This is a genomic window from Colwellia psychrerythraea (genome assembly GCF_000764225.1).
Taxonomy (GTDB): Bacteria; Pseudomonadota; Gammaproteobacteria; order Enterobacterales; family Alteromonadaceae; genus Colwellia; species Colwellia psychrerythraea_D.
Window position 1 is genome coordinate 246,595 of sequence record NZ_JQED01000055.1, and the last position, 22,756, is coordinate 269,350.

Annotated in this window: 16 protein-coding genes; 11 read left to right on the forward strand and 5 right to left on the reverse strand. The window is 36.9% G+C overall.

Features of this window, described 5'->3' with window-relative positions; translation table 11 throughout:
* Nucleotides 1–78 precede the first annotated feature (78 nt).
* Together ND2E_RS02685 and ND2E_RS02680 are read right to left on the reverse strand one after the other, a co-directional pair.
* On the reverse strand, nt 79–2,841 hold the full coding sequence (locus ND2E_RS02685) for a TonB-dependent receptor (protein WP_033095518.1): 2,763 nt from the start codon (nt 2,839–2,841) through the stop codon (nt 79–81).
* Between the two features lie 571 nt (nt 2,842–3,412).
* Nucleotides 3,413–4,348, reverse strand: coding sequence for a TlpA family protein disulfide reductase (locus ND2E_RS02680; protein WP_033095519.1), 936 nt, complete (start codon nt 4,346–4,348; stop codon nt 3,413–3,415).
* Between the two features lie 225 nt (nt 4,349–4,573).
* Between ND2E_RS02680 and ND2E_RS02675 the strand changes: the two genes are divergently transcribed.
* From ND2E_RS02675 to ND2E_RS02665, 3 genes are all read left to right on the forward strand, one after another.
* On the forward strand, nt 4,574–5,548 hold the full coding sequence (locus ND2E_RS02675) for a LysR family transcriptional regulator (protein WP_033095520.1): 975 nt from the start codon (nt 4,574–4,576) through the stop codon (nt 5,546–5,548).
* A gap of 111 nt (nt 5,549–5,659) precedes the next feature.
* Nucleotides 5,660–8,596: a pullulanase-type alpha-1,6-glucosidase gene (gene pulA, locus ND2E_RS02670; RefSeq protein WP_033095521.1), complete on the forward strand. Its 2,937-nt coding sequence runs from the start codon at nt 5,660–5,662 to the stop codon at nt 8,594–8,596.
* A gap of 109 nt (nt 8,597–8,705) precedes the next feature.
* Nucleotides 8,706–9,827, forward strand: a complete 1,122-nt coding sequence (locus tag ND2E_RS02665; RefSeq protein ID WP_033095522.1) for an alpha/beta hydrolase — start codon at nt 8,706–8,708, stop codon at nt 9,825–9,827.
* Between the two features lie 154 nt (nt 9,828–9,981).
* On the opposite strand, the gene ND2E_RS02660 is transcribed toward ND2E_RS02665, so the two are convergent.
* Entirely contained in the window at nt 9,982–10,854 is an 873-nt protein-coding gene (locus ND2E_RS02660) for a lysophospholipid acyltransferase family protein (RefSeq protein ID WP_033095523.1), read from the reverse strand.
* 513 nt (nt 10,855–11,367) lie between these two features.
* On the opposite strand from ND2E_RS02660, the gene ND2E_RS02655 reads away from it, so the two are divergent.
* Complete coding sequence (locus ND2E_RS02655) at nt 11,368–12,381, forward strand: FHA domain-containing protein (protein ID WP_033095524.1); 1,014 nt, start codon at nt 11,368–11,370, stop codon at nt 12,379–12,381.
* Nucleotides 12,374–15,076, forward strand: coding sequence for a serine/threonine-protein kinase (locus ND2E_RS02650; protein WP_033095525.1), 2,703 nt, complete (start codon nt 12,374–12,376; stop codon nt 15,074–15,076). Before ND2E_RS02655 ends, ND2E_RS02650 begins: the two co-directional genes overlap by 8 nt.
* Before the next feature lie 2 nt (nt 15,077–15,078).
* Here the strand turns inward: ND2E_RS02650 and ND2E_RS02645 are convergent, their stop codons facing one another.
* Nucleotides 15,079–15,450 (reverse strand): hypothetical protein, encoded by a 372-nt coding sequence (locus ND2E_RS02645; protein ID WP_033095526.1) that lies wholly within the window; start codon nt 15,448–15,450, stop codon nt 15,079–15,081.
* Between the two features lie 452 nt (nt 15,451–15,902).
* Here ND2E_RS02645 and ND2E_RS02640 point away from each other — a divergent pair, with 452 nt between their 5' ends.
* The 6 genes from ND2E_RS02640 (at nt 15,903) to panP (ending at nt 21,359) form a co-directional block, all read left to right on the forward strand.
* Nucleotides 15,903–16,301: a hypothetical protein gene (locus ND2E_RS02640; protein WP_033095527.1), complete on the forward strand. Its 399-nt coding sequence runs from the start codon at nt 15,903–15,905 to the stop codon at nt 16,299–16,301.
* Between the two features lie 77 nt (nt 16,302–16,378).
* On the forward strand, nt 16,379–16,609 hold the full coding sequence (locus tag ND2E_RS02635; protein WP_033095528.1) for a hypothetical protein: 231 nt from the start codon (nt 16,379–16,381) through the stop codon (nt 16,607–16,609).
* A gap of 473 nt (nt 16,610–17,082) precedes the next feature.
* Nucleotides 17,083–18,063 (forward strand): ABC transporter ATP-binding protein, encoded by a 981-nt coding sequence (locus ND2E_RS02630; protein WP_033095529.1) that lies wholly within the window; start codon nt 17,083–17,085, stop codon nt 18,061–18,063.
* Nucleotides 18,064–18,828, forward strand: coding sequence for an ABC transporter permease (locus tag ND2E_RS02625; RefSeq protein ID WP_033095530.1), 765 nt, complete (start codon nt 18,064–18,066; stop codon nt 18,826–18,828).
* Between the two features lies 1 nt (nt 18,829).
* Nucleotides 18,830–19,573 carry a tRNA (guanine(46)-N(7))-methyltransferase TrmB gene (gene trmB, locus ND2E_RS02620; protein WP_052056957.1) on the forward strand — a complete coding sequence of 248 codons (744 nt, stop codon included), beginning with the start codon at nt 18,830–18,832 and terminating at the stop codon, nt 19,571–19,573.
* 154 nt (nt 19,574–19,727) lie between these two features.
* Nucleotides 19,728–21,359: a pyridoxal-dependent aspartate 1-decarboxylase PanP gene (gene panP / locus ND2E_RS02615; RefSeq protein WP_033095531.1), complete on the forward strand. Its 1,632-nt coding sequence runs from the start codon at nt 19,728–19,730 to the stop codon at nt 21,357–21,359.
* Nucleotides 21,360–21,587: 228 nt separating this feature from the next.
* Here the strand turns inward: panP and nagB are convergent, their stop codons facing one another.
* A complete protein-coding gene (gene nagB, locus ND2E_RS02610) occupies nt 21,588–22,394 on the reverse strand; it encodes a glucosamine-6-phosphate deaminase (protein WP_033095532.1) in 807 nt (268 codons plus the stop codon).
* Nucleotides 22,395–22,756: the final 362 nt, after the last annotated feature.

Genomic DNA, 22,756 nt, shown 5'->3' on the forward strand with positions numbered 1-22,756 from the left:
AACCGTTTTATAGTGCAAAAGTCACTTAAAAAAAAACCTGTCAGTACACTGACAGGTTTTACTATAACTAATTCTTCACTAGAACTTGTAGTTTAGACCTAATGAGTAGTTAGCCCCAAAAGATTGGTATGAGGTAATTTGTCTTGCATCAGTAGACTCAGCTTGAATAGTGTCTTCATCTGTAAGGTTCTGAGCTTGGAATGAAACGCGTAACCCTTTTAATGACTCTATGCCAGATTCATCGAAGTCATAACTGATTTGTGCATCCCAAATTTCAGCACCTAAATCTTCTGTTGATACTAAAGAAAGGCTAGTTCCGCGTGTTTCAGTTAAGAAATTATCACGTTTTGTGCCAGCAATACGGAATTCAAAACCATTTCTTTCATAGTAAGCTGTTAATGAATAGCTTTCTTCTGAAAGACCAGGAACTTTACCACCATCATCAAGTTCTCCATCCAAGAATGTTCCGCTTACGACTAAACCAAAACCTTCTAAAGAGTCATGCATTATGCGTAATGGCAAACTGGCTTGTAACTCGTAACCACGGACAAAACCTTCTAGTCCGTCTTCTGTGGTATCAACAAAGCCCATTAGTGTTGCTGGTGCATCGCCATTTGAGTCTTGATGTATCTCAGGAATATATACATCAGAAAAATCGGTTAATGCGCTTGTATCTCTGTGCCAGTTTGTTAGATCTTTATAGAAGAATGTTGCTGCAAAATAACCATCTTCAGCAAAGTAGTTTTCATAAGAAATATCAAACTGGTTAGCTTCTAGCGGCTTTAATGTTGGGTTCCCAGCACTACCGGTCCATGGACCATTTTCTGGATCAGAGCTTTGAATATTATTATCATTATAGGCAAAGGTCGCACGGGCATTAGGACGCATGTCATCCATACGAGGACGACTCTGCACTTTGGATAAACCGGTACGAATAAATTGATTTTCAGCAATTTCAAAGTTCAAATTCAATGTCGGTAAAACATCTGAATAAGAAGCGCCGTTACTGACAGGAGTTGCGACAACATAAGCTTCGGCATTTTCAACGGTAGAGAAGCCCGTAGATGACTGGTCAACGTCAATGTACTGAATACCAAAATTACCTGTCATGTATATGCCAGCAAAATCAGCTTCGAAATCAACTTTTGCGTACAAAGTTAGCATATCTTCACTAACGGTGTAGGTATCGCCTAAACGGTCAGTTTGCACTAAAGAAGCTTCTGTTGCAGTGTAATAACCACTTTGGTATAGACCTAAGCTATCATAAGCAAGAACACCATCAATGCCAACAAAGCTTAAATCAGCTACACCCAATACGTTAGGAATAGCACCATCACCTGGATACTCTGGAGAGGTTAAGTAATCACCTTCATTAATTTTAGATTTTGTGCGTTCAGAGTAATTAACACCTAGGCTAATACCACTGATAATGCTGTACTCAACGACACCATTAACTTCAAAGCGAACACTGTCTAGCTCTTCTTCAAATTCTGGACGGTTAACAAAACCATCTTGTGCATCACTACCGATAACTGGCGCACCCCATGATTGAGGGCCGGCAAGGCGTATAAGGCTTTCATCAGTATAGTCAACACCTGGAAGTGTTGGGTGAGCGCTATACATAACACCTGTTGAAGTCATTTCCCATGAACGAGCCGCTGCGGGACGTCCATCAACACCAGCACGACCTGTACCAGAATAACTTTCTAAATCGATGATTGATTTATCAACATCACCCATTGATAAGTCTAATACTGTAGACCAATTATCATCTAAAGCATATTCTACATTTAAACCAAAAGTAGTTAACTCAGATTCTTGTGTTCTGGCATCATTACGAACAACTGAATGGAAACCATCCCAATAACCCGAAGTAACTAAACCATCTTCAATTGATGTAGCAGAATAGTTTGCGCCACCCCATTCAGGGCCACCTTCTTCAAGGCCTCGACGTACATCACTTTCTTCAAAATCAATATATAAAGCGTCGAACTTAACGGTAAGTTGATCGTTAGGCTGGTATTCAACAATAGCGGCAACAGAATCACGTTCCATCATTGCAGAACGAGCAAAAGAATCATGGCCACCTAAAACTTTGTCGCCATCTGGTGTGTCGGCATAACCCCAAGCACGAAAGTTTTCTTCTTGGCGAGGGGTTTCTTGTGATGAAACAACTAAAGCAAGACCTAAGGTATCATCCATAAACTGATCAACAAAGTTGAACGATAAACGGTGTCCGTTGTTATCATAATCTGGGTTAGCTGAGTCTTTTTCATTTTGTTCATAGACAGCATTCACTGTCATTGAAGCATCTGAGTTTAATGGACTTACCGTTTGTAAATCGATTGTACCACCAATACCTTGAGAAATAAGGCCGGCTTCAGGTGTTTTATATACCACTATATTAGAGACTATTTCCGTTGGGTATAAATCAAATTCAACCCCGCGGTTATCACCCATACCGAGTAACTCACGACCGTTCAAAGAGGTTCCAACATAGTTCTCATTGAAACCACGTACAGATAAACCACTGGTTCGCCCGTTACGACGCTCACCTGTTACGCCAGGAAGGCGGGCTAGTGATTCGGCAACACTAGTATCAGGTAATTTACCGATATCTTCAGCAGAAAGAACTTCAACAATTGAGTTTGAGCTCATTTTAATCGCTTGTGCTCTTTGTAAGCTTCCACGAATACCCGTTACTTGAATTACTTCAACTTCGTCTTCTGCGTTTTTGTCTGCAGCGTTAGCTTCTTCTGCAGCAAAACTTGCTGTGCTTAATGCCATTAAGCCACTTGAAAGTAAAGCTAACGTCATTTTGCTTGGTTTAAAATGTAGCATTGAATATTCTCCCCTAGCCATCCATGATTAATTTTATAAGCTAACTTCCATTTAACCTAATAATTATATGTTTGTGATTTACGTATGTAGTTATGCGGTCACATGTATCAATTGGTTATTATTTGTGAACAACTTTAATATAAAGGGGCTAATTACTGATGGATAGTCGTTGCATACGTATTCAAAGCGTCGGTTAGTGCTTCAAACTCATTGAATACGTATGCAATGATTGTTTCAAAAATAAACAAGTCATCAGCTTAAGGTATGTTTTACGTCTTACATGACGTTCAGCAATTATGTTTGCTGGAGGGTGGAGGAGAAAGCGATGGAAGGGATAAATCAAACTCAATACATAGCAATAATTTCATTGCGGTGGAACAGTAGCAGGAAGGAGCGCTTCAAGGTTAATAAAAGTCTGCGGAAGAAGTAACTTTTATCTTAGAACTGTTTTTATCACAGAACTATTTTGAAGATTGGATATGTGAAGGTTTACTATAGGTTTGTTAAGTTAATTGACAAACCTATAGTTTGATTGGAGATGCGTTTTAATTTTTGCGAGTACTTATGCTGTTTAAAGCTTGGATAATTGTTTTGCTAAAGAGTCGTGGTCAGAAAAGTCAGAAGTTTTCAATATAACAACACCATCTTTTACCATCACTAAACTCGGAAATTCTTTTATTTCATATTGATGAAACAAGCTGTTGCTAACGTCAATTGTAATGGGGTGTTTAATCTGATACTTCTTAACGTAATTTGCTAATTCAGTAGGGCCAGTCCAAAGTCTTGAAATAACCCCTTGCCATGCAAATTTGTCAAATTGTTCTGTGAAATTATTGACTGAACTTTGTGCTGCAATACATTGCTTTGAAGCGGCAGGACGAGTGTCTTTAAAATACCAGTCACACCAAGTGGCAGTAAATAAAAAAGCGTGTGTTTTACTGTCATCCAGTTCCAAATTCAGCGGCATTTCAGTTTCAGTAATCGCATCGTCGGCCAGTAATTCTAATTCCTTGGTGGCACTGATAAGTGCAATTTTGTTATCAAGCACCGAATCGGCTTTGTGGCCTAGGTGAACTAAGTTCATGTGTTTATCAAACAATAAGTGATATGGAGTGCCAAGCAATCTAAATGCTTGCGCTAAGTCGCCCTTGCTGTCTATAACCATCGGCATTGTTAGATTAAACTCTTCTTGTACTCTGTGTACTGCCGCTAAATTATCATTGATACCTAAATTAATGGCGATGACCGCTAAATCGTCTCCATGTTGTTGGCTGATTTTTTCAAAGTGAGGCATTTGTTCGATACATGGTTTGCACCAGGTAGCCCAAAATTTTAAATATACCGGTTTTTTACCTTGATATTGTTCTAAGGTGACTACTTCTCCTGTCGTTAGAGTCATTGGAATAGTCAATAATTGTTTTGATAAATTACTGGCGTGCGCCAAAGAAGCGGCGCTGATAAGTAATGTGAGAGTGATGGACATTAAAAATTGTCTGAGCATAAACATAAGGGATCCCTTGGCAATTTGTTTTGGTAGATAGTCAAACTAACTTATTTACAAGTAGCTGTTTAAAGCTACCTTTTTAAAGGCATTTGCTTATTTATTAATAAGTTTTGACAGCTAGCTTTTGTAATTAAAGCTAGTTTACGTCAAATTATTGTTATCAGAAGTGCGGATAATGAATTATATTGGTGAATATAATTCATTAATCTATTTGTTAATAAGAACTCCATGGATAAATTCAAGGCTATTGCTTTATTTATGTCGACTATTGAAACGGGGAGCTTTTCTGCAACAGCTAAAAAGCATGCCACAGACCCCTCAACAGTCAGCAAAGCGATTAAAAGATTAGAAGAGCAACTCGGTTTACAATTACTTTATCGTTCTACTCGGCAATTAAGTTTAACTTCAGCTGGGCAGAAGTATGCAGAGACTGTTGGTTCTCTCTACCAGCAACTTGAATCATGTGAACACGAATTAAAATCTGCCAATGATAGTTTCAAAGGTGCGCTTAAGATCAATTTACCTGTATCGTATGGCCGTGTGTATATGCTGCCAATGTTGAGCCAATTTAAAAAGACTTATCCTGATATTGAGTTAGAGGTCAGCTTTAATGATCAATATGTCGATATGATCAGCGATGCTGTTGATATCTCTATTCGAAGTGGCACCTTAAACGATAGTCGATTAGTGGCACAAAAACTCTCACCAATGCCGTTTGTGCTCTGTGTCAGTAATCGTGATGGCTGTAGTGATTCAGAAGTAGCCCAAAAAGTTGATATTTCTGATGAAGGACTCGCTGTTTTACCATGGGTATTATTCCGCTTTAAACAGACTGGAAAGACCATGCCTATTAATTTCACTTATCAGGGCCGACATATTAATGTTGAGCCGAAACGGGTGACTATTATTGATGATGGTGAAGCGATGGCAAAGCTTTGTGCTGAAGGTTTAGGTCTTTGCCTTATGCCCCATTTTAACGCTAAGGCTCTTGTCATGGCAGATAAGATGAAGGTGTTGGCCAAAGTTGATGAATTTCCCAATTCTGGGGTGTTTATTGTTTATCCTAAGCGAAAAAATTTGCCCAAACGGACTCAGGTCTTTATTGACTTTGTGAAGGAGTATCTTAACGAAATGGGTGAGTCGCCAACAAAAACTTGGCTTGATACAGGGGGAGATCCTACAAAATCAAATCCTGTTTCTTGATTAGTACTAGGTGAAAATATTGAATACGTATGTAAAACGGTAAAACTTGTATTTATCTTAGTTATGAACGCGTAAGTTATTAAGCATTACAATTTTAACGACGCGTTTATTATGAAAATACCTTTTGTAAATCATTCTACCTTAAGCCCTAGTACTGCCGTTTTTCTCGCATTTTCTACCACTTTGCTAGTGACTGCTTGCGGCCAAGAAAATAAAACTACACAATCTTCCGAGTTAGTGCAGCAAAGCGTTGATGAAACAGTCAAGACTGTTGATATTAAGCAAGGCGTGTTTACAGCCAACGATTTAGCTAATTTACCGAGTGATAGCTCAGCGCATTGGCTAACTACTGACTTATTGGTATTACCTAAATCTGTTAATCATTATCAATACCAATTACTTAGCAGAAAAGCAGCAGGCTTTAATGCCATTGATTTATCTCCGACTATTTTTCCTAAAAAACTGGCTGTTAAATTCCCGCATTTAGCTGGCTTTCAGGCATTTAAAGTGCAATTAACGTCGGAGGAAGCTAAGCATTGGTTAAAACAACAACTCATGGTTGTAGCTGTTGATGATGCTATGGAGAAAAATGAAAAAGCTCAAGAAGTCGCTTATGTGCAAATCGGTGGCGTAGTTGATGCGCTTTATACTCAGGGGGAAAATGATGCCGATGAAGTAACTGATTTAGGTGCAACCATTATAGCGACTCAACAAGGCGAGGAAACTAATTCTGCTGTTAGTTTTAAATTATGGGCACCCACAGCGCAATCAGTGTCTGTAAAACTTTTTGATGATAACTTACAAGCACTATCAAATGGCACGCTTGAAATGCTTGAAGATACAAATACGGGAGTTTGGCAAGTCCAAGCAGACAGTCGAGCAAATTACGCATATTATCAATATCAAGTTGATGTTTATCACCCCGCATCAAAAAGAATTGAATCTCTATCTGTTACTGATCCATACTCTTTAAGTTTATCTGTTAATAGTAAGTACTCACAAGTTGTAGATTTAAACGATGCGATAACTCAACCTGAAAAATGGCTTACTCAGCAAATACCTACCGTGCAAAATGTTGAAGATAATGTTTTTTATGAAACACATATTCGCGATTTTAGTGCAAACGAACAGCGCCTTAGTGACCCTAAATTTAAAGGTAAATATAAAGCCTTTAGTGAGAAAAAATCCGACGGTATTCAACATTTAAAAGCGCTACAAGTGGCAGGGTTAAATAACATTCATTTATTACCTACCTTCGATATCGCGACGGTAGATGAAGATGGCAGTAAACATCTGGATATAAATGATAATCTGGCTAAAGTTTGTGCTATTACAAAGAATATCAGCATATGTCAGCAACCTTACGATGAAAAACAGTCAATAAAGTCATTATTACAGAGCTATACCGTTGAAGGAGAGCAAGCACAGCAATTAGTGAGCGAGTTACGTGAAGTCGATAACTACAATTGGGGTTATGATCCCTTCCATTATACTGTACCTGAGGGGAGTTATGCTGTTGATGCCAAAGGTGTTGCGCGTTTAGTGGAATTTAGAGAAATGATTCAAAGCCTACATGGGTTAGGCTTTAGGGTTATTATGGATGTGGTCTATAACCATACTCACCAAGCAGGTTTAGAGCCAAACTCAGTATTAGATAAAATCGTGCCAACATACTATCATCGCTTGCATCCGTTAACAGGAGACATTGAGCAATCGACCTGTTGTGATAATACCGCGACAGAGCGTGTAATGATGGCAAAATTAATGACAGACTCGTTAGTTGTCTGGGCTCGTGATTACAAAATTGATGGTTTTCGTTTTGACCTGATGGGACATCAACCAAAAGAAGCGATGTTGGCTGCAAGAGAAGCTGTGCGACTAGTGGATAGTGATACTTACTTTTATGGTGAAGGTTGGAATTTTGGTGAAGTAGCGAGTAATAGTCAATTTATACAAGCCAGCCAGCTAGAACTAGGTGGTAGTGAAATAGGCACCTTTTCAGATAGGTTACGTGACGCCGTTCGTGGTGGCGGTAATAATACCCGGGATTCTCAGGGCATCGGCAATGGTTTATTAACTTTCCCCAATAATAAACAATCTAATACAAATACAGATCAATCATTAATGCAAGCTGATTATGCTTTACGTATGGATCAACTGCGCATTGGCTTAGCTGGCAATTTGATAAACTTTCCGCTAAAAAGCATCAATGATGAGGTAACCTTAGGTAAAGATATTCCTTATGGTGACCAACCTACTGGTTATGCTTTAGATCCAGCGGACACCATCAACTATGTTTCCAAGCATGATAATCAAACGCTTTGGGATAATAGCCAATACCGATTACCATTCGACGTTTCAACCGAAGATAGAGTGAGAATGCATGTGCAAAGTTTGTCTTTCGCTTTATTCGCTCAAGGTATCCCTTTTATTCACATGGGCTCAGAATTTATGCGCTCTAAATCATTTCTTCGCGATAGTTATGATTATGGCGACTGGTTTAACCGCGTTGATTTTTCCAAGCAAAATAACTTCTATAATGTAGGGTTACCGCCGGCCGAAAAAGATCAAGCTAACTGGCCTTTAATAAAAGAAGTACTTATTGGACACCAAGGGCGTGACCAAATTAACGCTGAACAAATTCAGCGTAGCAGTAACGCTTTTATCGATTTGTTAGCAATACGCATGAGTAGTCCATTATTTCGATTAACCACAGAGCAGAGCATTATTGATAAAGTGAGCTTTCTTAATATTGCATCATCAAAGCAGGGAGACAGTGAAATCACTGGGCATCAAACAGGTTTATTAGTGATGAAGCTTGATGATACCAAAGGGCAAGTGGTTGACAATAAATATCAAAGTTTACTGGTCATTTTCAATACCAGTGATAAAACACAGACATTTACTTCTGATTTTCTTAATACCCAAGGATATCAATTACATCCGATTCAACAAGCAGGTAGTGATGAGGTGGTTAAACAAAGCGAAGTGACGGCGGAAGGTTTCATTGTGCCGCCATTATCTAGTGTCGTTTTTGTTAAAATTTAATTAATTAACGTCGATCTGGAACTGTGAGTGAAATATAACAATGAAAGTTAATTTATCTTTTATATTACTATTGATTTTAGTTAACACATCCGCTTACTCAAGTATTGTAATGACTGATGATAAATTATCTATCATTGTCACTCCGCCAGCTGACTATAATAGAAAGGATACTGTTCATATTGTCGGTAATTTTAATAATTGGGCTTTATCTGGGAATAAGTCCCATCAACTCCGATATGTTGAAGGCAAATTAGTTGCAGATATACCAAATAATCAACAGGACATTATCTTTGGGTTTGTCAGGAATAGTGACTGGAAAAGTATACCAAGTCGGGAATCAGGCAATGCACTTTGCCTGTTTTTACATCAAAAAAATTCGACTAATCATCATATTAAAATTGAAATTCCTGCATGGAAAGACGATAAACCAGGAAAAGTGGCAACTCAAACGATTGTCGGTAATGTCAAGGTTCTTAAAGATTTTGCTATGCCACAATTGGGTAGACAGACCAATATCAGCATATATCTCCCGCCTTCTTATAAGGAAAATAACCAGCAGAAATATCCTGTGCTGTATATGCTAGATGGCCAGAATATTTTTGACGACTCAACGGCATATAGTGATGAATGGCTCGTTGATGAAAGCATGGAAAGATTAGCCTCTACAGGGAAATTAAATGAATTTATTGTGGTGGGTATTGCTAATGGCCCACGTAGATGGAATGAATATAATCCATGGAATTACAAAAGCTGGGATACACAGGTTGAAGAAATAGGTGAGGGAGATAAAACAATTACTTTCATCAGAGACTCGTTAAAACCATTTATTGATAAAAACTATCGAACAAAAGCCGAAAATACTTCGACGGGGTTAGCAGGCAGCTCTCTTGGTGGTTTAATGGCATTATACGGAGCTATGGAACATTCTGATGTGTTTGGTTTTATTGCGGCGTTTTCACCCTCATTAGCGGTTGAAAATATGGCTGGGAATAATGTACTTTTTGCAGCATTAAAAAATCAGAAAGAAATGGGCAGGGTAAAAATCTATGCTGATATGGGAAAAGTTGAGTATGGTAATTATGAAAAAGTTGAATTTTTACAACAGTTATTACTTGAAAGTGGTGTAGCTGAGAAAAATCTTAAGATAGTGAAAGATGACTTAGGTAGGCATTGCGAACTCGATTGGTCTAAGCGATTTCCAAGTGCGGTGGGATGGCTCTTTAAAGAATAATCGTCGCCTGTAGCAATCGCTTTAAGGCAAACAGAGTCATTTTTCTTATTTATTTAAATGAAAAAGCCATAGCTATCGTCTATTAATGGGATAGCTATGGCCACTTAAACACTTACCTTTAGTGTCTGATGCAGAGGTTATCTTAACGGATGTATTAAATACTTGGGGATAAATGTAAAAAACAGCCACGACCTGCAAAAGTCAATTGATAACTAGGTTCACCACCTTTATCGCTATCAACATTTTTTTCTAATAAGCCTTTATCAATTAGGTAATCTAGCATTGTCGTTGATAGCTCACCTATTTTAGCTTTAGTGGTAATTTCAAGCTTGGTGGCTACGCCTTTAAATGAATACATTGCTTTGATTATTTTGGCTTCAGCTTCCGATATTTTTGGCATACGGCCTTTGTATGCCGGATATTGATCTAATGGAAACTTTCCTTGGATGCTTTCATAAGAAGCTTGAATTGCTTTTATGTCGTTACTTCTATCATCCGTTAACTGGAACGTGTGAAAAACGCCAGCTTCTTTACTCAAGTAATCAACTTTGGCTAAGAATATAGGTAAATCGCAGCCTTCTGCAACATGATAAAAGCCTGACTTCCATTTCGGTACAGGGCCTCGGGTTCCTTCCGGAGTAAACAAGAAAAAGACCCTGTTTAATTTTTGGCTATTGATAAACTGTTTTATCTGTTCAACTTGACCTACGCCTTTTGCTGAGCGATCAATAGGAATGGCACCAAGGTACATCATCCATGGACCTAATAAGGGGACTCTGCATAAACTATCTTTTACTGAAAAGTAAATTTTCACGTCTTGTAAAATTGCAGCACCTAGCGCATAAACGAAATCCCAGTTAGAAGTATGAGGTGCGGCAATAGCAACACCAGCACCCTCTGGCGCTGTTTTACATAACTTCCATCCTGCGATTTTAAACCACAGACTGAAAATAAATTTTAGTACGTATTTTGTAAAAATACCGTCGAAGATGGTTTTGTCTCGTATGGTGAGTTCTTTTTTAGCCATGATAAAGTTAATACAAAGTTACTGCTGAGATGCAGCAATTGTAACAGGAAAGAAGTAATAAATATTGATATAGGTGGTAATTTTGTACACTGAAACTTTAATCACTTGCTTGAATTTACTTGGCTGTTTTAATGTGTTGGTGTTTTAATGTTGTTAATCAGTAGATTGTTAATAATAACATGGGTTTAACATATCTATTGTCAGATGAATAAATTGGTTTTAGCTTCTTGAGTGTTTTAAACGGATCGATTTAACTGTTTATCAATAAACTCTTATGTAACTTTAAGTCGTTTTAATATGTTAATTTGTTTCCGTATGTTAGCTCGAACTTGGTTCTTTTACTCTAATCTATTGTATTTTAGGTGAATAATACAAAATAACTGCTTTACACTAGGTATTTATTCTAAAAATATAACTTATCATGCCTACTGGAAGAGTCTCTTGTATTTATATACAATCATATTATCTATGCATTTTTGCATCTTCGTAATTACTTAACGTATCAATAATAATATGGCTGCTATTTTAAATCTAAATAATAAAAATGAAGCATTAAGTTATTTGAATGCGTGTCATTGTTTTGGCCGCTCACCGACTAATGTTGATACTGTTATTAATGCTCAGGAAGTTTCTCGTATTCACGCAGTTGTTGAATGGAGTAATAACCAATGGCTAATACGAGATCTTAGCAATAATGGCACTTGGGTCAATAACCAAAAATTAGTTAAAGATAACCCGCACAAACTTAAAGTGGGAGATAATATATTCTTCGCTTCGGGTGAAAGCCATGGCTTTGTTATCAAAGATCTTTTGCCACCACAAAATATGTTATTACCTATTGCTCAACCGGGAGAACAAGTAGCAGAATTACCTATTATATTAGCTGATGGTAACCTACTTCCTTCTGAGCAGAATCCTGAAATTGCGTTGTTTTATGTGCCGAGTAAAGATCAGTGGTATAAAGAATTCCTTGTTGATACCGACGGTAGTGCCTACCCTGTAGCCAATTCAGATTTATTATTTTTCAATAATCAAAAGTGGCAGTTAAAACTGATCCCTTTAACTGAAAATACCGTGCTTATGGCCAAAGCTAAATTATCAGTCGATGAGATAAAGTATCGTTTTAACTTAAGCTTAGATGAAGAAAATACTGAGTTGAACGTAACAACGGATAATGAAAAATTTTGTTTAGCTAATAAAGCACACCATTATTTAACCCTAAGTTTGGCCAGACATCGTGATGAAGATGCAAAACAAGGTATCGATGCCGATAATCAAGGCTGGCGGTTACCAGAAACGCTAACGAAAGAGTTGGGATGTGATATTACTTTATTTAATACACATGTTTGTCGAGCTAAACAGCAATTTAGAGACATGTTTGATGGTGCTTGTGATGGTGATGAATTGATTGAGCGAAAAGGTAAAAAAATACGCTTCGCGGGCGTTTTTTATCGTATCTATAAAGGCAATGAATTGATCGTTAATCGCGGACAAGATAAAGTTTCCCTTACGGTATTACATGGATAATAAGTTACCCCATTACAGCCGTGAAAGATTATTGGGTGAAGGTGGTATGGGTAAAGTTTACCTAGCCCAAGATAACCAATTACAACGACAAGTTGCCATTAAAGAACTAACCTATCAGCCGAAAGATGAAGAGGTTAATCATGCCCTGCAAGAAGCACGTTTATTAGCACGTGTGAATCACGCAAATATTATTCAAATTTACAATGTTCATGATGAAGGGGATCATATCTCCTTAGTTATGGAGTATTTCAATAGTAAAACGCTGACTCAATTTCAACAAGAAGCTTATACCACCCTGGTACAGAAGCTAGATTTATTGCAACAACTTTCAGCAGGGTTAGCGGCAGCACATAAAAACGATGTGATTCATTGTGATTTAAAACCCAGTAATATTTTAGTAAATGATCAGGGCCAACTCAAAATTACTGATTTTGGTATTGCTTTATTAGCAACGAATGAAAATAAAAATAGTGAGCCATCCGCAAGTAATAGTCCTCTGCAGTTCGGTAGTTTACTATTTATGTCACCAGAACAAATAAAGCTACAAGCAGTGGATTATCGCAGTGATATATTTTCATTTGGAATTATTGCTTATCAATTAATGGTAGGTAGCCACCCCTTTGCTTATGGTAACAATGGTGGCTCTGCAACCGATGTCGCTAAAAGAATTTGTGAGCATACACCGGAGCATGCCAAAAACTTAATGCTTAATGCACCTAGCGCATTAACTGACTTGTTAATGGAAATGTTAGTTAAACCACTTGAAGAACGTACGTTAACTGCCCAAGCTATAGAAAATCGCTTACAGCATATTAGAACGGCATTATTACAAGCACAGATAAGTGAAGAAGAAACAATACCTTTAGGAGGCTTTCCCTTACCAAGTGTAGCCAGTAATGAATATACGCAAGCTGATAATACTGTCCCACTTCAACAGAGCCATCCTAGCACGCCAAGTGACCAAAACTTACTAGTAGCCAAAAATACAGTAGCTAATTGGTTTCAGCTGAGCGTTAAAAAAATTGCTAGCGTAGGATTATTGTGCCTTTTTGTTATTGCTGTTTTTTGGTTTGGCAAAGCGAAAGACGTAGAAACTAAACAAGTGGTTATTCTAAAGCCCACATTTGCTGAAAGCTCGTTAATGGCACCTATGCAGCAGAATTTAGTTCTTTCAGCAGTGGAAGATGCACTGCGACAAGCGGTGATAAATACCAAAAATATGTATTTGATCTCGCAACGAGAAGTAAAAGCTATTACCAAAGAATATCCAGATGATTTGAATAAGTTAAGGCAAGCGGTAGGTGCATCAGATATTATTTCAACCACACTAGAGTGTGATAATAGCCGCTGTAAAGTAAGTTTTTCACGTTTAGTTGTGAATGAAAAGGCCAGTGATAATTTATCAGTTAAATCTGAAAAAAACTGGTTAATACCAATAGATAAATTTAATGTCATCTTTAGTACTAGCCAAACACAATTTGTCTCACTTTTTCCCGAAGAATCTGAAATCAATCAATCAGATTTAGTGCAACGCCCTATTAATGAAAATGATTACCGAGACTATATTGAACTCTATAGTCAAATTAAAGGAGCTGGTAATTACAGTGTTGAAACACTGGATCAATTAGAAGCCTTGTTAGTGCGCTCTCCTTATTTATATGCCGCTTATGGCCTATTTAGAGAGACTGCTTCCAATTTATATACAGATACCCGCGATAAATCACAACTGAAACGAGTTAAATTAATACTGCAAAACTCTCCACCTGAATATCGTTATAGTGTTTATCATGCCATAGATAGTTTTTATGTTGCATATAAAGCTAAAGAACATGATATAGCGCAACAACAAATAATAGAGGCAAAAAACAAAGGCGCTAGTAATTTTGTTTTAAGTGAACTTAATGCAATTTTATTTTTTTCAAAGGGACAATATCAAAAAGCGGCAGATACTTTTGAAGAAGCTATCTCACTTAGACCCAGTACTGTGTTATTTTATAATTTAGCATTTAGTTATTGGCGAATGGGAGATTTAGTTAAAGCGGAAGCGGCATTAGAACAAATGTTGAAAATTGTTCCTGATAATTATAGGGCAAAGCGCTTGCAAGCTAATATTTGGTTACTGCAAGGAAAACTTGGATTAGCTATTTCTGCCTATGAAAAAATAGTTACGAGTTTGAATAATGGCACCGATTTAACTAATTTAAGTTTGGCTTATGGTTTAAATAAACAATACAGTAAGTCACTGAAATCAGCTCAGAAAGCTTTAAAGCAAAACCCTAATCACCCAGTTAACTTATTAAACTTAGCTGATATTGAAATGATACTGGGGCATGAAAAATCAGCTAAATTTCATTACCAACAAGTAATATCAATATTGATTGGTAAAAATGAAATCAAGTATTTAACAAACTTAGCACAGGCTTATGGGCAATTAAATCAAGCAAACTTGGCGATAGCAACATTAAGCAAAGCGCAAAACTTAGCACCTGAGAGTGGTGAAGTATCGTATAGCTCTGCCATTGTTTATAGCTTATTGAATGAAAACTCTTCGGCTGTTCATCATGTTAAGGCAGCCTTAAAAAATAATGTTGGCGTTGTTTGGTTTAACCTTCCTTGGTTTGATAAACTATGTGATAACGAAGGTTTTGTACTTTTAATGGAGCAATATCAAAACTCGGAACGTTGTGAAAATTAATCTTATTGCATTATATCGCCATCTTTAATCGTTCCAAATGTTGAATACATAGGTTGTTCTACTGTTAACTCTTCGGTAGCTTCAACATCCTTAATGTTAACTAGTTTTTCAAATGTCTGTGGATCGGACTCCGCTAAATTTATTAACCTTTCTAATTGAGTCGCATCTGAACCAGCCAATTTTAATATTTTCTTGAGTAGTTTTGGATCATTCAAGGCGATGTCATTTAATCGGTCAACTAACACTGGGTCAGTTTCTGCAAGCGTGATTAACATTTCGGTTGAGCTATTCGTACTCGCTGCAAAAGCGCTAGGTAAATAAACACTGCTCGTTAATGCTAGTACCACAGATAAAACTTTAATGTATTTGTTCATGACAGTTCCTATGTATTTAGTTATTTTTACTATGTATATGGTTCATGTAAAAAAGGGTGGTATTCCCTTCAAAGCTGGTTACAAATTTATAGACTGGGTGTGTAGTAAGCCATGACAGCGAATTACACTCTGTTTATATTGGCGCTAGATTCTGGTTTTCATTGCTTTTCCTTCTAATAAGTTATTGTTAAATCATTGCTTATTTTATTTGTTTTTTTTTACCAAAAATTTAAATTTAAAATTTAAAAAAATTATTTTCGTAATGCAGTGTCATTTTTTTGTTCAACGAACTTAAAAAATTCAATTATTTTTCTCAATATTTTTACGATGTCAGAAGTTTTGTAATGGCGTGTAATGTTCTTTAGCTATAACTTGTGGGATAGTTATCTGAGGCTAAAAAACGATAGATTTCTCTGAAAAAACTGATACTTTTTAGGTTAGGAAGGTAAAAAATGCATGCAATATTATCACTAGACTTAGATTCAAAGCCTAAATTAAACCTAGAGGTTGATACTATTTCAGCACAAAAAAAAAGTGCAGTTACACGTGGATTAAAGATAGTGAATAGGAATAATTCGGTGTCATGCGAGAAAGTCCATGTAAAGCAAATAGACGAAAGTTTACTTACAGATTTAGCTGAACACCAGTTGCATGCTAAGGGAGCAAATAAGTGTTGTCAATGTGCTTATAACTCAGGGTACGAACAAGGTTCTTTGTTACAACAATTTATTAGTTTGGATATTGATAGTTTGGGCGATGCGCCAGTACGTGATGATGGTGTTCAAAAGAGTATTCATCAAGCTTTTGCGCTTGGGTACGCCGATGGCGTTAATTCTTATATTAGAAGCTAATAACATTTTCAAAATAGTTGCTCATACTGAAGGAAACGGACTGCTTTTTGTACCGAGTTTTGCGACTGGAGTTGCGTATGAATAATAGAAAAACTCTCCTAAGTAAATCTGGCTTCAATTTGGTTCAAGTTGATTTACTCGATGGACACGATAACGCGATAAGAGTTTCTTATGAAGTTGTCGATCCCGATGAGGATGCTATCGGACGTTTTGGTAGCTTATCAGAGGCGAAAAATTTTATTAATATGCTATGCCACCTGAACTTTTTGGAACATGAACAAGAAAATCCAATCTGCAAAGGTGAGTGAGAATGATAATTATCCTTCCATTTTAGCTAAGCTTAATTTTCCTATTAATTGATTATTCAATCAAAGAAAGAGTAGGGAATTAAAGCTAGCTGCGTTTTTACTTTACATTAATTCTCACTAATCAACTGTTGCTTAAATAAATGCATTGTATTGGAAATATATCCTCAAGGCTTATTTTAAAATAAAAGCTATAACCGCAATTACCCAACTACTACCTTTGTAGTCTTCATCGTTTTATCATTCAAGAACGTTATATTTTTCTCTTAAGCTTTTTTCGAGCTTTCTTACATTGCCGTTAGTATCTAACTGCAGTCACCATTGATTGAGCAGTAACTATAAAACTAAATAAAAAGAGAAGATTAATAATATTTGAATGATTTAGGCTTAAGCTATAAATATCACAGCCTTGCTATTGAAAAATACTTGTTCGACTCCATATTTATACTCCATCCTTATTTTGATTGGCAGCATACATGACATACGCATTAGAAATTAGCGCACTGGCGAAAACGTACAAAGGTGGTTTTCAAGCGTTAAAAGGCATTGATTTAACCGTTAAACAAGGAGACTTTTTTGCCTTGCTTGGCCCTAATGGTGCTGGTAAGTCTACTTCTATTGGCGTAATAACTTCGCTGGTTAATAAAACGGCAGGTCAAGTTAAAATATTTGGTTATGACATCGATACTGACTTAGAAAAAGCAAAAAGTTATATCGGACTAGTGCCTCAAGAGTTCAATTTTAGTCAATTTGAACCCTTAGTAAATATTTTGGTTAATCAAGCTGGCTATTATGGTGTAAGTAAAACTGTAGCGTTACAACGGGCAGAAAAATATTTAAAACAATTAGAGTTGTGGGATAAACGTGATGAACCAGCTCGAGCACTTTCAGGTGGTATGAAACGTCGCTTAATGATTGCTCGTGCTTTAATGCACGAGCCAAAAATGCTGATTTTAGATGAACCTACAGCTGGGGTTGATATTGAACTACGTCGTTCAATGTGGGATTTCCTTCGAGAGTTAAATGAACAAGGTATTACTATCATTCTTACTACTCATTATTTAGAAGAAGCGGAAATGCTTTGTCGAAATATTGCCATTATTGATGGTGGTGAAATAGTAGAAGATACCAGTATGAAGAAGTTATTAGCACAATTGGATGTTGAGACTTTCGTTTTCGATTTAAAGCCAAACTTATCACTTGCCGTATTAACTGAGTTTTCAGCAAAATCACACGCCATTGCTTACCGAGTAGTCGACGATCATACATTAGAAGTTGATTTAAATAAGTCACAAAACCTCAATCAGGTATTTGAACAATTAAGTGCAGCTAATATTGATGTTATTAGTATGCGCAATAAAAGTAACCGCTTAGAAGCCTTGTTTGTTAGTTTGATCAATAAAAAGTCCAATATTACGCAAGCCAAATCAGAAAGCGCAGTTGTGGGAGCGAACTAAATGAATAACTCTATCGCGTTAAAAAGTATTTTAACAAAAGAAATCCAGCGTTTTACTCGAATATGGGTGCAAACCTTAGTACCTCCAGCTATCACTATTAGTTTGTATTTTGTTATATTTGGATCATTAATTGGCTCTCGTATTGGCGAAATGGGCGGTTTTGATTATATGTCGTTTATAGTGCCCGGCTTGATTATGATGAGTGTTATTACTAACTCATATTCTAATGTGGCTTCGTCATTTTTTAGTGCTAAGTGGCAGCGAAATGTGGAGGAAATGTTAGTTGCACCCGTGCCTAACTGGGTTATTGTTGCTGGTTATGTTGGCGGTGGTATGTGCCGTGGTATTTTAGTGGGACTGATTGTCACCATAGTTTCATTATTCTTTGTCGATATTCAATTACATAATATCTGGGTGATTATCGCTACCGTTTCGTTAACATCAGCAACCTTCGCACTAGGTGGTTTAATTAATGCCATTTTTGCGGGTAGTTTTGATGATATTTCAATTATTCCTACCTTTCTCTTAACGCCGCTGACCTATCTTGGTGGTGTCTTTTATTCGATTAGTTTATTACCTGAATTTTGGCAGGGGGTTTCTCAAATTAACCCTATTGTATATATGGTTAATGCATTTAGGTATGGTTTTTTAGGTATATCTGATGTGAGCTTAGTCACCGCCTTTGCAGTAATTGGTTTCTTTATAGTCACTTTATTTACTATCGCAATGGTACTTATTTCTAAGGGTATAGGCTTAAGAAGCTAATATGACAAGTAATTCAACAGAGGGAATGAAGGCTATGAGTAGTCAAACATCACTAGGCGATTCTAAAGCAATTATTAGTAACCAAGAAGGGATACATGAAAAGCTTGATGAAGTGGTGCACAGACATTTAACCCACGCTTCACAAAAGCCCTATCAAGCACACACTAAGGAAGCCTTTGCGAAAATGGATACATTAGTGAGTGCTTTTTTAGCCGAAAATCCTGAAGGTGAAGTCATATTAGATGCTTGTTGTGGTGTTGGTCAAAGTACACGTCTTTTAGCAAAGCAAAATCCACAAGCATTAGTGATTGGTGTGGATAAGTCAGATCATAGAATCAATCGTAATGTAGAAGGTTTTGATGTTGATGATGGGTTTAGTGCTGAAAATTACCAGTTAGTTCGAGCAGATTTAAACGACTTTTACCGTTTAGTAAAAACAGCTAATTGGCCGGTATCAAAGCATTACATTTTATATCCAAATCCTTGGCCTAAGTCTAAACATTTGCAACGACGTTGGCATGGGAGTGCGGTTTTCCCACAAATAACCAGCATTGGCCAACAACTTATTTTACGTAGTAATTGGCGTATTTATTTAGAAGAGTTTCAGCAAGCAGCTAAATTAGTTAATTTGCAAGGTAAAATTACTTCTTTGCCAAATACAGATTCTTCGTTAGCTTTAACGCCATTCGAAGCCAAATATCAGGCCAGTGGCCAAGTTTGTTGGCAATTAGTACTGCATAGATAGCAAAGATTGTGGTTTTGTCGACGAAATCACAAGACTTTTGCGTTATTTTTTATTAAAGTTTGTTTTTCGTCTTGGTTACAAATAGACAATAATTATAAAATTTACATGCAGGTACAACACAAGTTGGCCAAACATGTAAGTAAAGTGAATAACTATGAGAGCAACTACGCGCATTGCAGAAGCAACGCAAGAATCTTTACATCGAATTTTTACCATTGCTGAAGCCCCTGATTCGACTTTAGGGCGTCTTGAGCAAGAGATGTCACAAAACTTGGTGGGGTTCTTAAATAATCATATTGTAGCGAGTAAAAATGCCTTAACGGATATTGAGCAAGACTTTATTAATGCCCAAATTCCTGAGCAGCCTGAATTCGTTTCAGATCACATGCACCATTTACTTGATAAACTAGTCGCACAATCAGTTCACACTTCAAGTCCTAGCTTTATTGGTCATATGACCTCCGCGTTACCCTCGTTTATTTTGCCCCTATCAAAGCTGATGGTGGGTTTAAATCAAAATTTAGTTAAAGTGGAAACATCAAAAGCCTTTACGCCATTAGAACGTCAAGTGTTAGGCATGATGCATAATTTGGTGTATCAACAGGATGATATTTTTTACCAAAATTGGATGCACAGCGCCGAGCACTCTCTTGGTGCCTTCTGCTCAGGTGGTACTGTCGCTAATATCACTGCCTTGTGGGTTGCTCGTAATAAGTTATTAAAACCTGACGGTAATTTTAAGGGGGTAGCACGAGAAGGATTACATCGTGCGATGAGGCATTATGGTTATCAAGACTTAGCTATTTTGGTGTCAGAACGTGGTCATTATTCGTTGAAAAAGTCAGCGGATATTTTAGGTATTGGCCAAGATAATGTTATAGCGATACCTACGGATGAGAATAATAAAATAGATTGTCAAAAGCTGGCCGATAAATGCCAGCAACTTGCTGAAGCCAAGATTAAAGTATTTGCGATCGTTGGTGTGGCTGGAACAACTGAAACCGGAAATATTGATCCGCTTGATAAGATTGCTGAAATTGCGCAGCGAAATCAGTGTCACTTTCATGTTGATGCCGCTTGGGGCGGAGCTACATTATTATCGAATAAATATCGCCCATTACTTAAAGGTATAGAGCATGCCGACTCAGTGACTATTGATGCGCATAAGCAGATGTATGTTCCTATGGGTGCAGGTTTGGTTATTTTTAAAGATCCTGCTTCGGTAAGTGCAATTGAGCATCATGCGGAATACATTTTACGTAAAGGCTCAAAAGATTTAGGTAGCCATACCCTAGAGGGTTCACGTCCGGGAATGGCGATGCTTGTTTATGCGAGCTTGCATATTATTAGTCGCCCAGGTTATGAAATGCTTATTAATCAGGCCATTGAAAAAGCAGAGTATTTTGCTGAGTTGATTAATCAGCATGATGATTTTGAGTTAATCACTCGTCCTGAATTGTGTCTTTTAACATATCGCTATGCACCTAAGTCAGTTCAAGCTTTATTAGCTAGAAATGATAATGCAGCGAATAAGTCGGTAAATATATTACTTGGCAAATTGACCAAGTTTATACAAAAACGTCAACGTGAAGATGGACGCTCCTTCGTTTCTCGAACTCGCATTGAAGTCAGTCGATATGGTGGCGAGAAAATTATCGTCTTTAGGGTGGTATTAGCCAATCCGCTAACTACTGAAGAAATTTTACAAGGTATTTTACAGCAGCAATGTCAGTTAGCGCAGGAAAGTGAAAACTTTTTACCTGAGTTGCTTCAGGCAGCGGAATAAAAGGCTAGATTTATAGTTTAAATAAGATAATTCATTCGAAAATCAAATTGTTAACTTTGTTTCGATAAATTAATGCAGTTAAATCAGTGCAGAAAAAGCTCAAGTAATCTTAATTCTATAGATTAGCTTGAGCTTTTTGCTTTTAATAATCACATTATCTTTATTACTAAGTGGTCAATTTATTATACTGCTTGTTGTATAACCGTTTGTTTGTACCCAGCTAATAGTTTAATAGTTATGGTATAAGCCAAACTGCTTGTTTATCGTCACATTTTGCTTATCAGCCCATAGGTAATAGTCTTGATCTTCTAACTCACTTGCTGCTTCTTTATCAAGCAGTACGATGGCATTTTCATGCAGCTGTAACGATGATGCAGGACAAACTGCTGATAATGGCCCAGTTACCATATCTTTTACAGCGTTTGCTTTGTTTTTTCCTGTTGCCATTAGTAGTACGTATCTAGCATCTAAAATAGTTGCAATGCCCATCGTCATCGCTAATGTAGGTTGAAATTCACCTGCAGAAAATAAACGACTATTATCATCAAGTGTTTGCTGTGTTAATGTTTTAATACGAGTGCGAGAAGCTAAACTTGATGTGGGTTCATTAAAGCCAATATGGCCGTTGGCACCAATACCTAATATTTGTAAATCGATCCCGCCAGCCTGCGAAATTCTATCTTCATAATCTAAACCTTGTTCTCGAGGGTTCTCACCTTGGTTGCAGATAGGTAAGAAGGTTTTAGATTTGTTAATATCAACATGATTAAACAAGTTTTCATTCATAAAATGACGGTAACTTTGTTCATTCTTTTCATCAATACCTAAATATTCATCTAAGTTAAAACTTGTGGTGTCACTAAAACTAAGTTCTCCGGCTTTATGCTTACTAACCAATTCCTGATATAGACTAATTGGCGTACTTCCTGTTGCCAAACCTAAAACAGGGTTTGATTTTTTGTTGATTAACTCTGCAACCCATTCTGCTGCATTTTCGGCAACCTGTTGTGCGTTATCAAAAATAATAACTTGCATGTTTTTTCCTTAGGAAAATGAATAGCACTAAATGCTTATATTTAGAGCGATAAACTTTATAGTATGTTAGATATAGTATTACTTTAATAACTAATGACAGCGCTGTCAATTGTTAATGGTAGTCATCATTATATCTATTTTAATTTAATATTCGATAAAAGCACGCTCTGGACATGATTTGAGTTGGTATTGAGAGTCGGGTGTGTCGAGTTGACAATGGGGCGTTTATATTTTATCTGGGTATTTAGGGTTTCTATTTGTTGGCTGGGGCTTTTATTTTTCAATAATATGCGTTGATTATCATTTAATGTGCTTAGGTATTAGTTTATTTTGAGCTCATTAGTTTGTACGTACAGATACAA

Coding starts and splice junctions, on each gene's coding strand:
- ND2E_RS02685 (WP_033095518.1), bottom strand. CDS start 2,841: ATGCTACATTTTAAACCAAGCAAAATGACGTTAGCTTTACTTTCAAGT.
- ND2E_RS02680 (WP_033095519.1), bottom strand. CDS start 4,348: ATGTTTATGCTCAGACAATTTTTAATGTCCATCACTCTCACATTACTT.
- ND2E_RS02675 (WP_033095520.1), top strand. CDS start 4,574: ATGGATAAATTCAAGGCTATTGCTTTATTTATGTCGACTATTGAAACG.
- pulA (WP_033095521.1), top strand. CDS start 5,660: ATGAAAATACCTTTTGTAAATCATTCTACCTTAAGCCCTAGTACTGCC.
- ND2E_RS02665 (WP_033095522.1), top strand. CDS start 8,706: ATGACTGATGATAAATTATCTATCATTGTCACTCCGCCAGCTGACTAT.
- ND2E_RS02660 (WP_033095523.1), bottom strand. CDS start 10,854: ATGGCTAAAAAAGAACTCACCATACGAGACAAAACCATCTTCGACGGT.
- ND2E_RS02655 (WP_033095524.1), top strand. CDS start 11,368: ATGGCTGCTATTTTAAATCTAAATAATAAAAATGAAGCATTAAGTTAT.
- ND2E_RS02650 (WP_033095525.1), top strand. CDS start 12,374: ATGGATAATAAGTTACCCCATTACAGCCGTGAAAGATTATTGGGTGAA.
- ND2E_RS02645 (WP_033095526.1), bottom strand. CDS start 15,450: ATGAACAAATACATTAAAGTTTTATCTGTGGTACTAGCATTAACGAGC.
- ND2E_RS02640 (WP_033095527.1), top strand. CDS start 15,903: ATGCATGCAATATTATCACTAGACTTAGATTCAAAGCCTAAATTAAAC.
- ND2E_RS02635 (WP_033095528.1), top strand. CDS start 16,379: ATGAATAATAGAAAAACTCTCCTAAGTAAATCTGGCTTCAATTTGGTT.
- ND2E_RS02630 (WP_033095529.1), top strand. CDS start 17,083: ATGACATACGCATTAGAAATTAGCGCACTGGCGAAAACGTACAAAGGT.
- ND2E_RS02625 (WP_033095530.1), top strand. CDS start 18,064: ATGAATAACTCTATCGCGTTAAAAAGTATTTTAACAAAAGAAATCCAG.
- trmB (WP_052056957.1), top strand. CDS start 18,830: ATGACAAGTAATTCAACAGAGGGAATGAAGGCTATGAGTAGTCAAACA.
- panP (WP_033095531.1), top strand. CDS start 19,728: ATGAGAGCAACTACGCGCATTGCAGAAGCAACGCAAGAATCTTTACAT.
- nagB (WP_033095532.1), bottom strand. CDS start 22,394: ATGCAAGTTATTATTTTTGATAACGCACAACAGGTTGCCGAAAATGCA.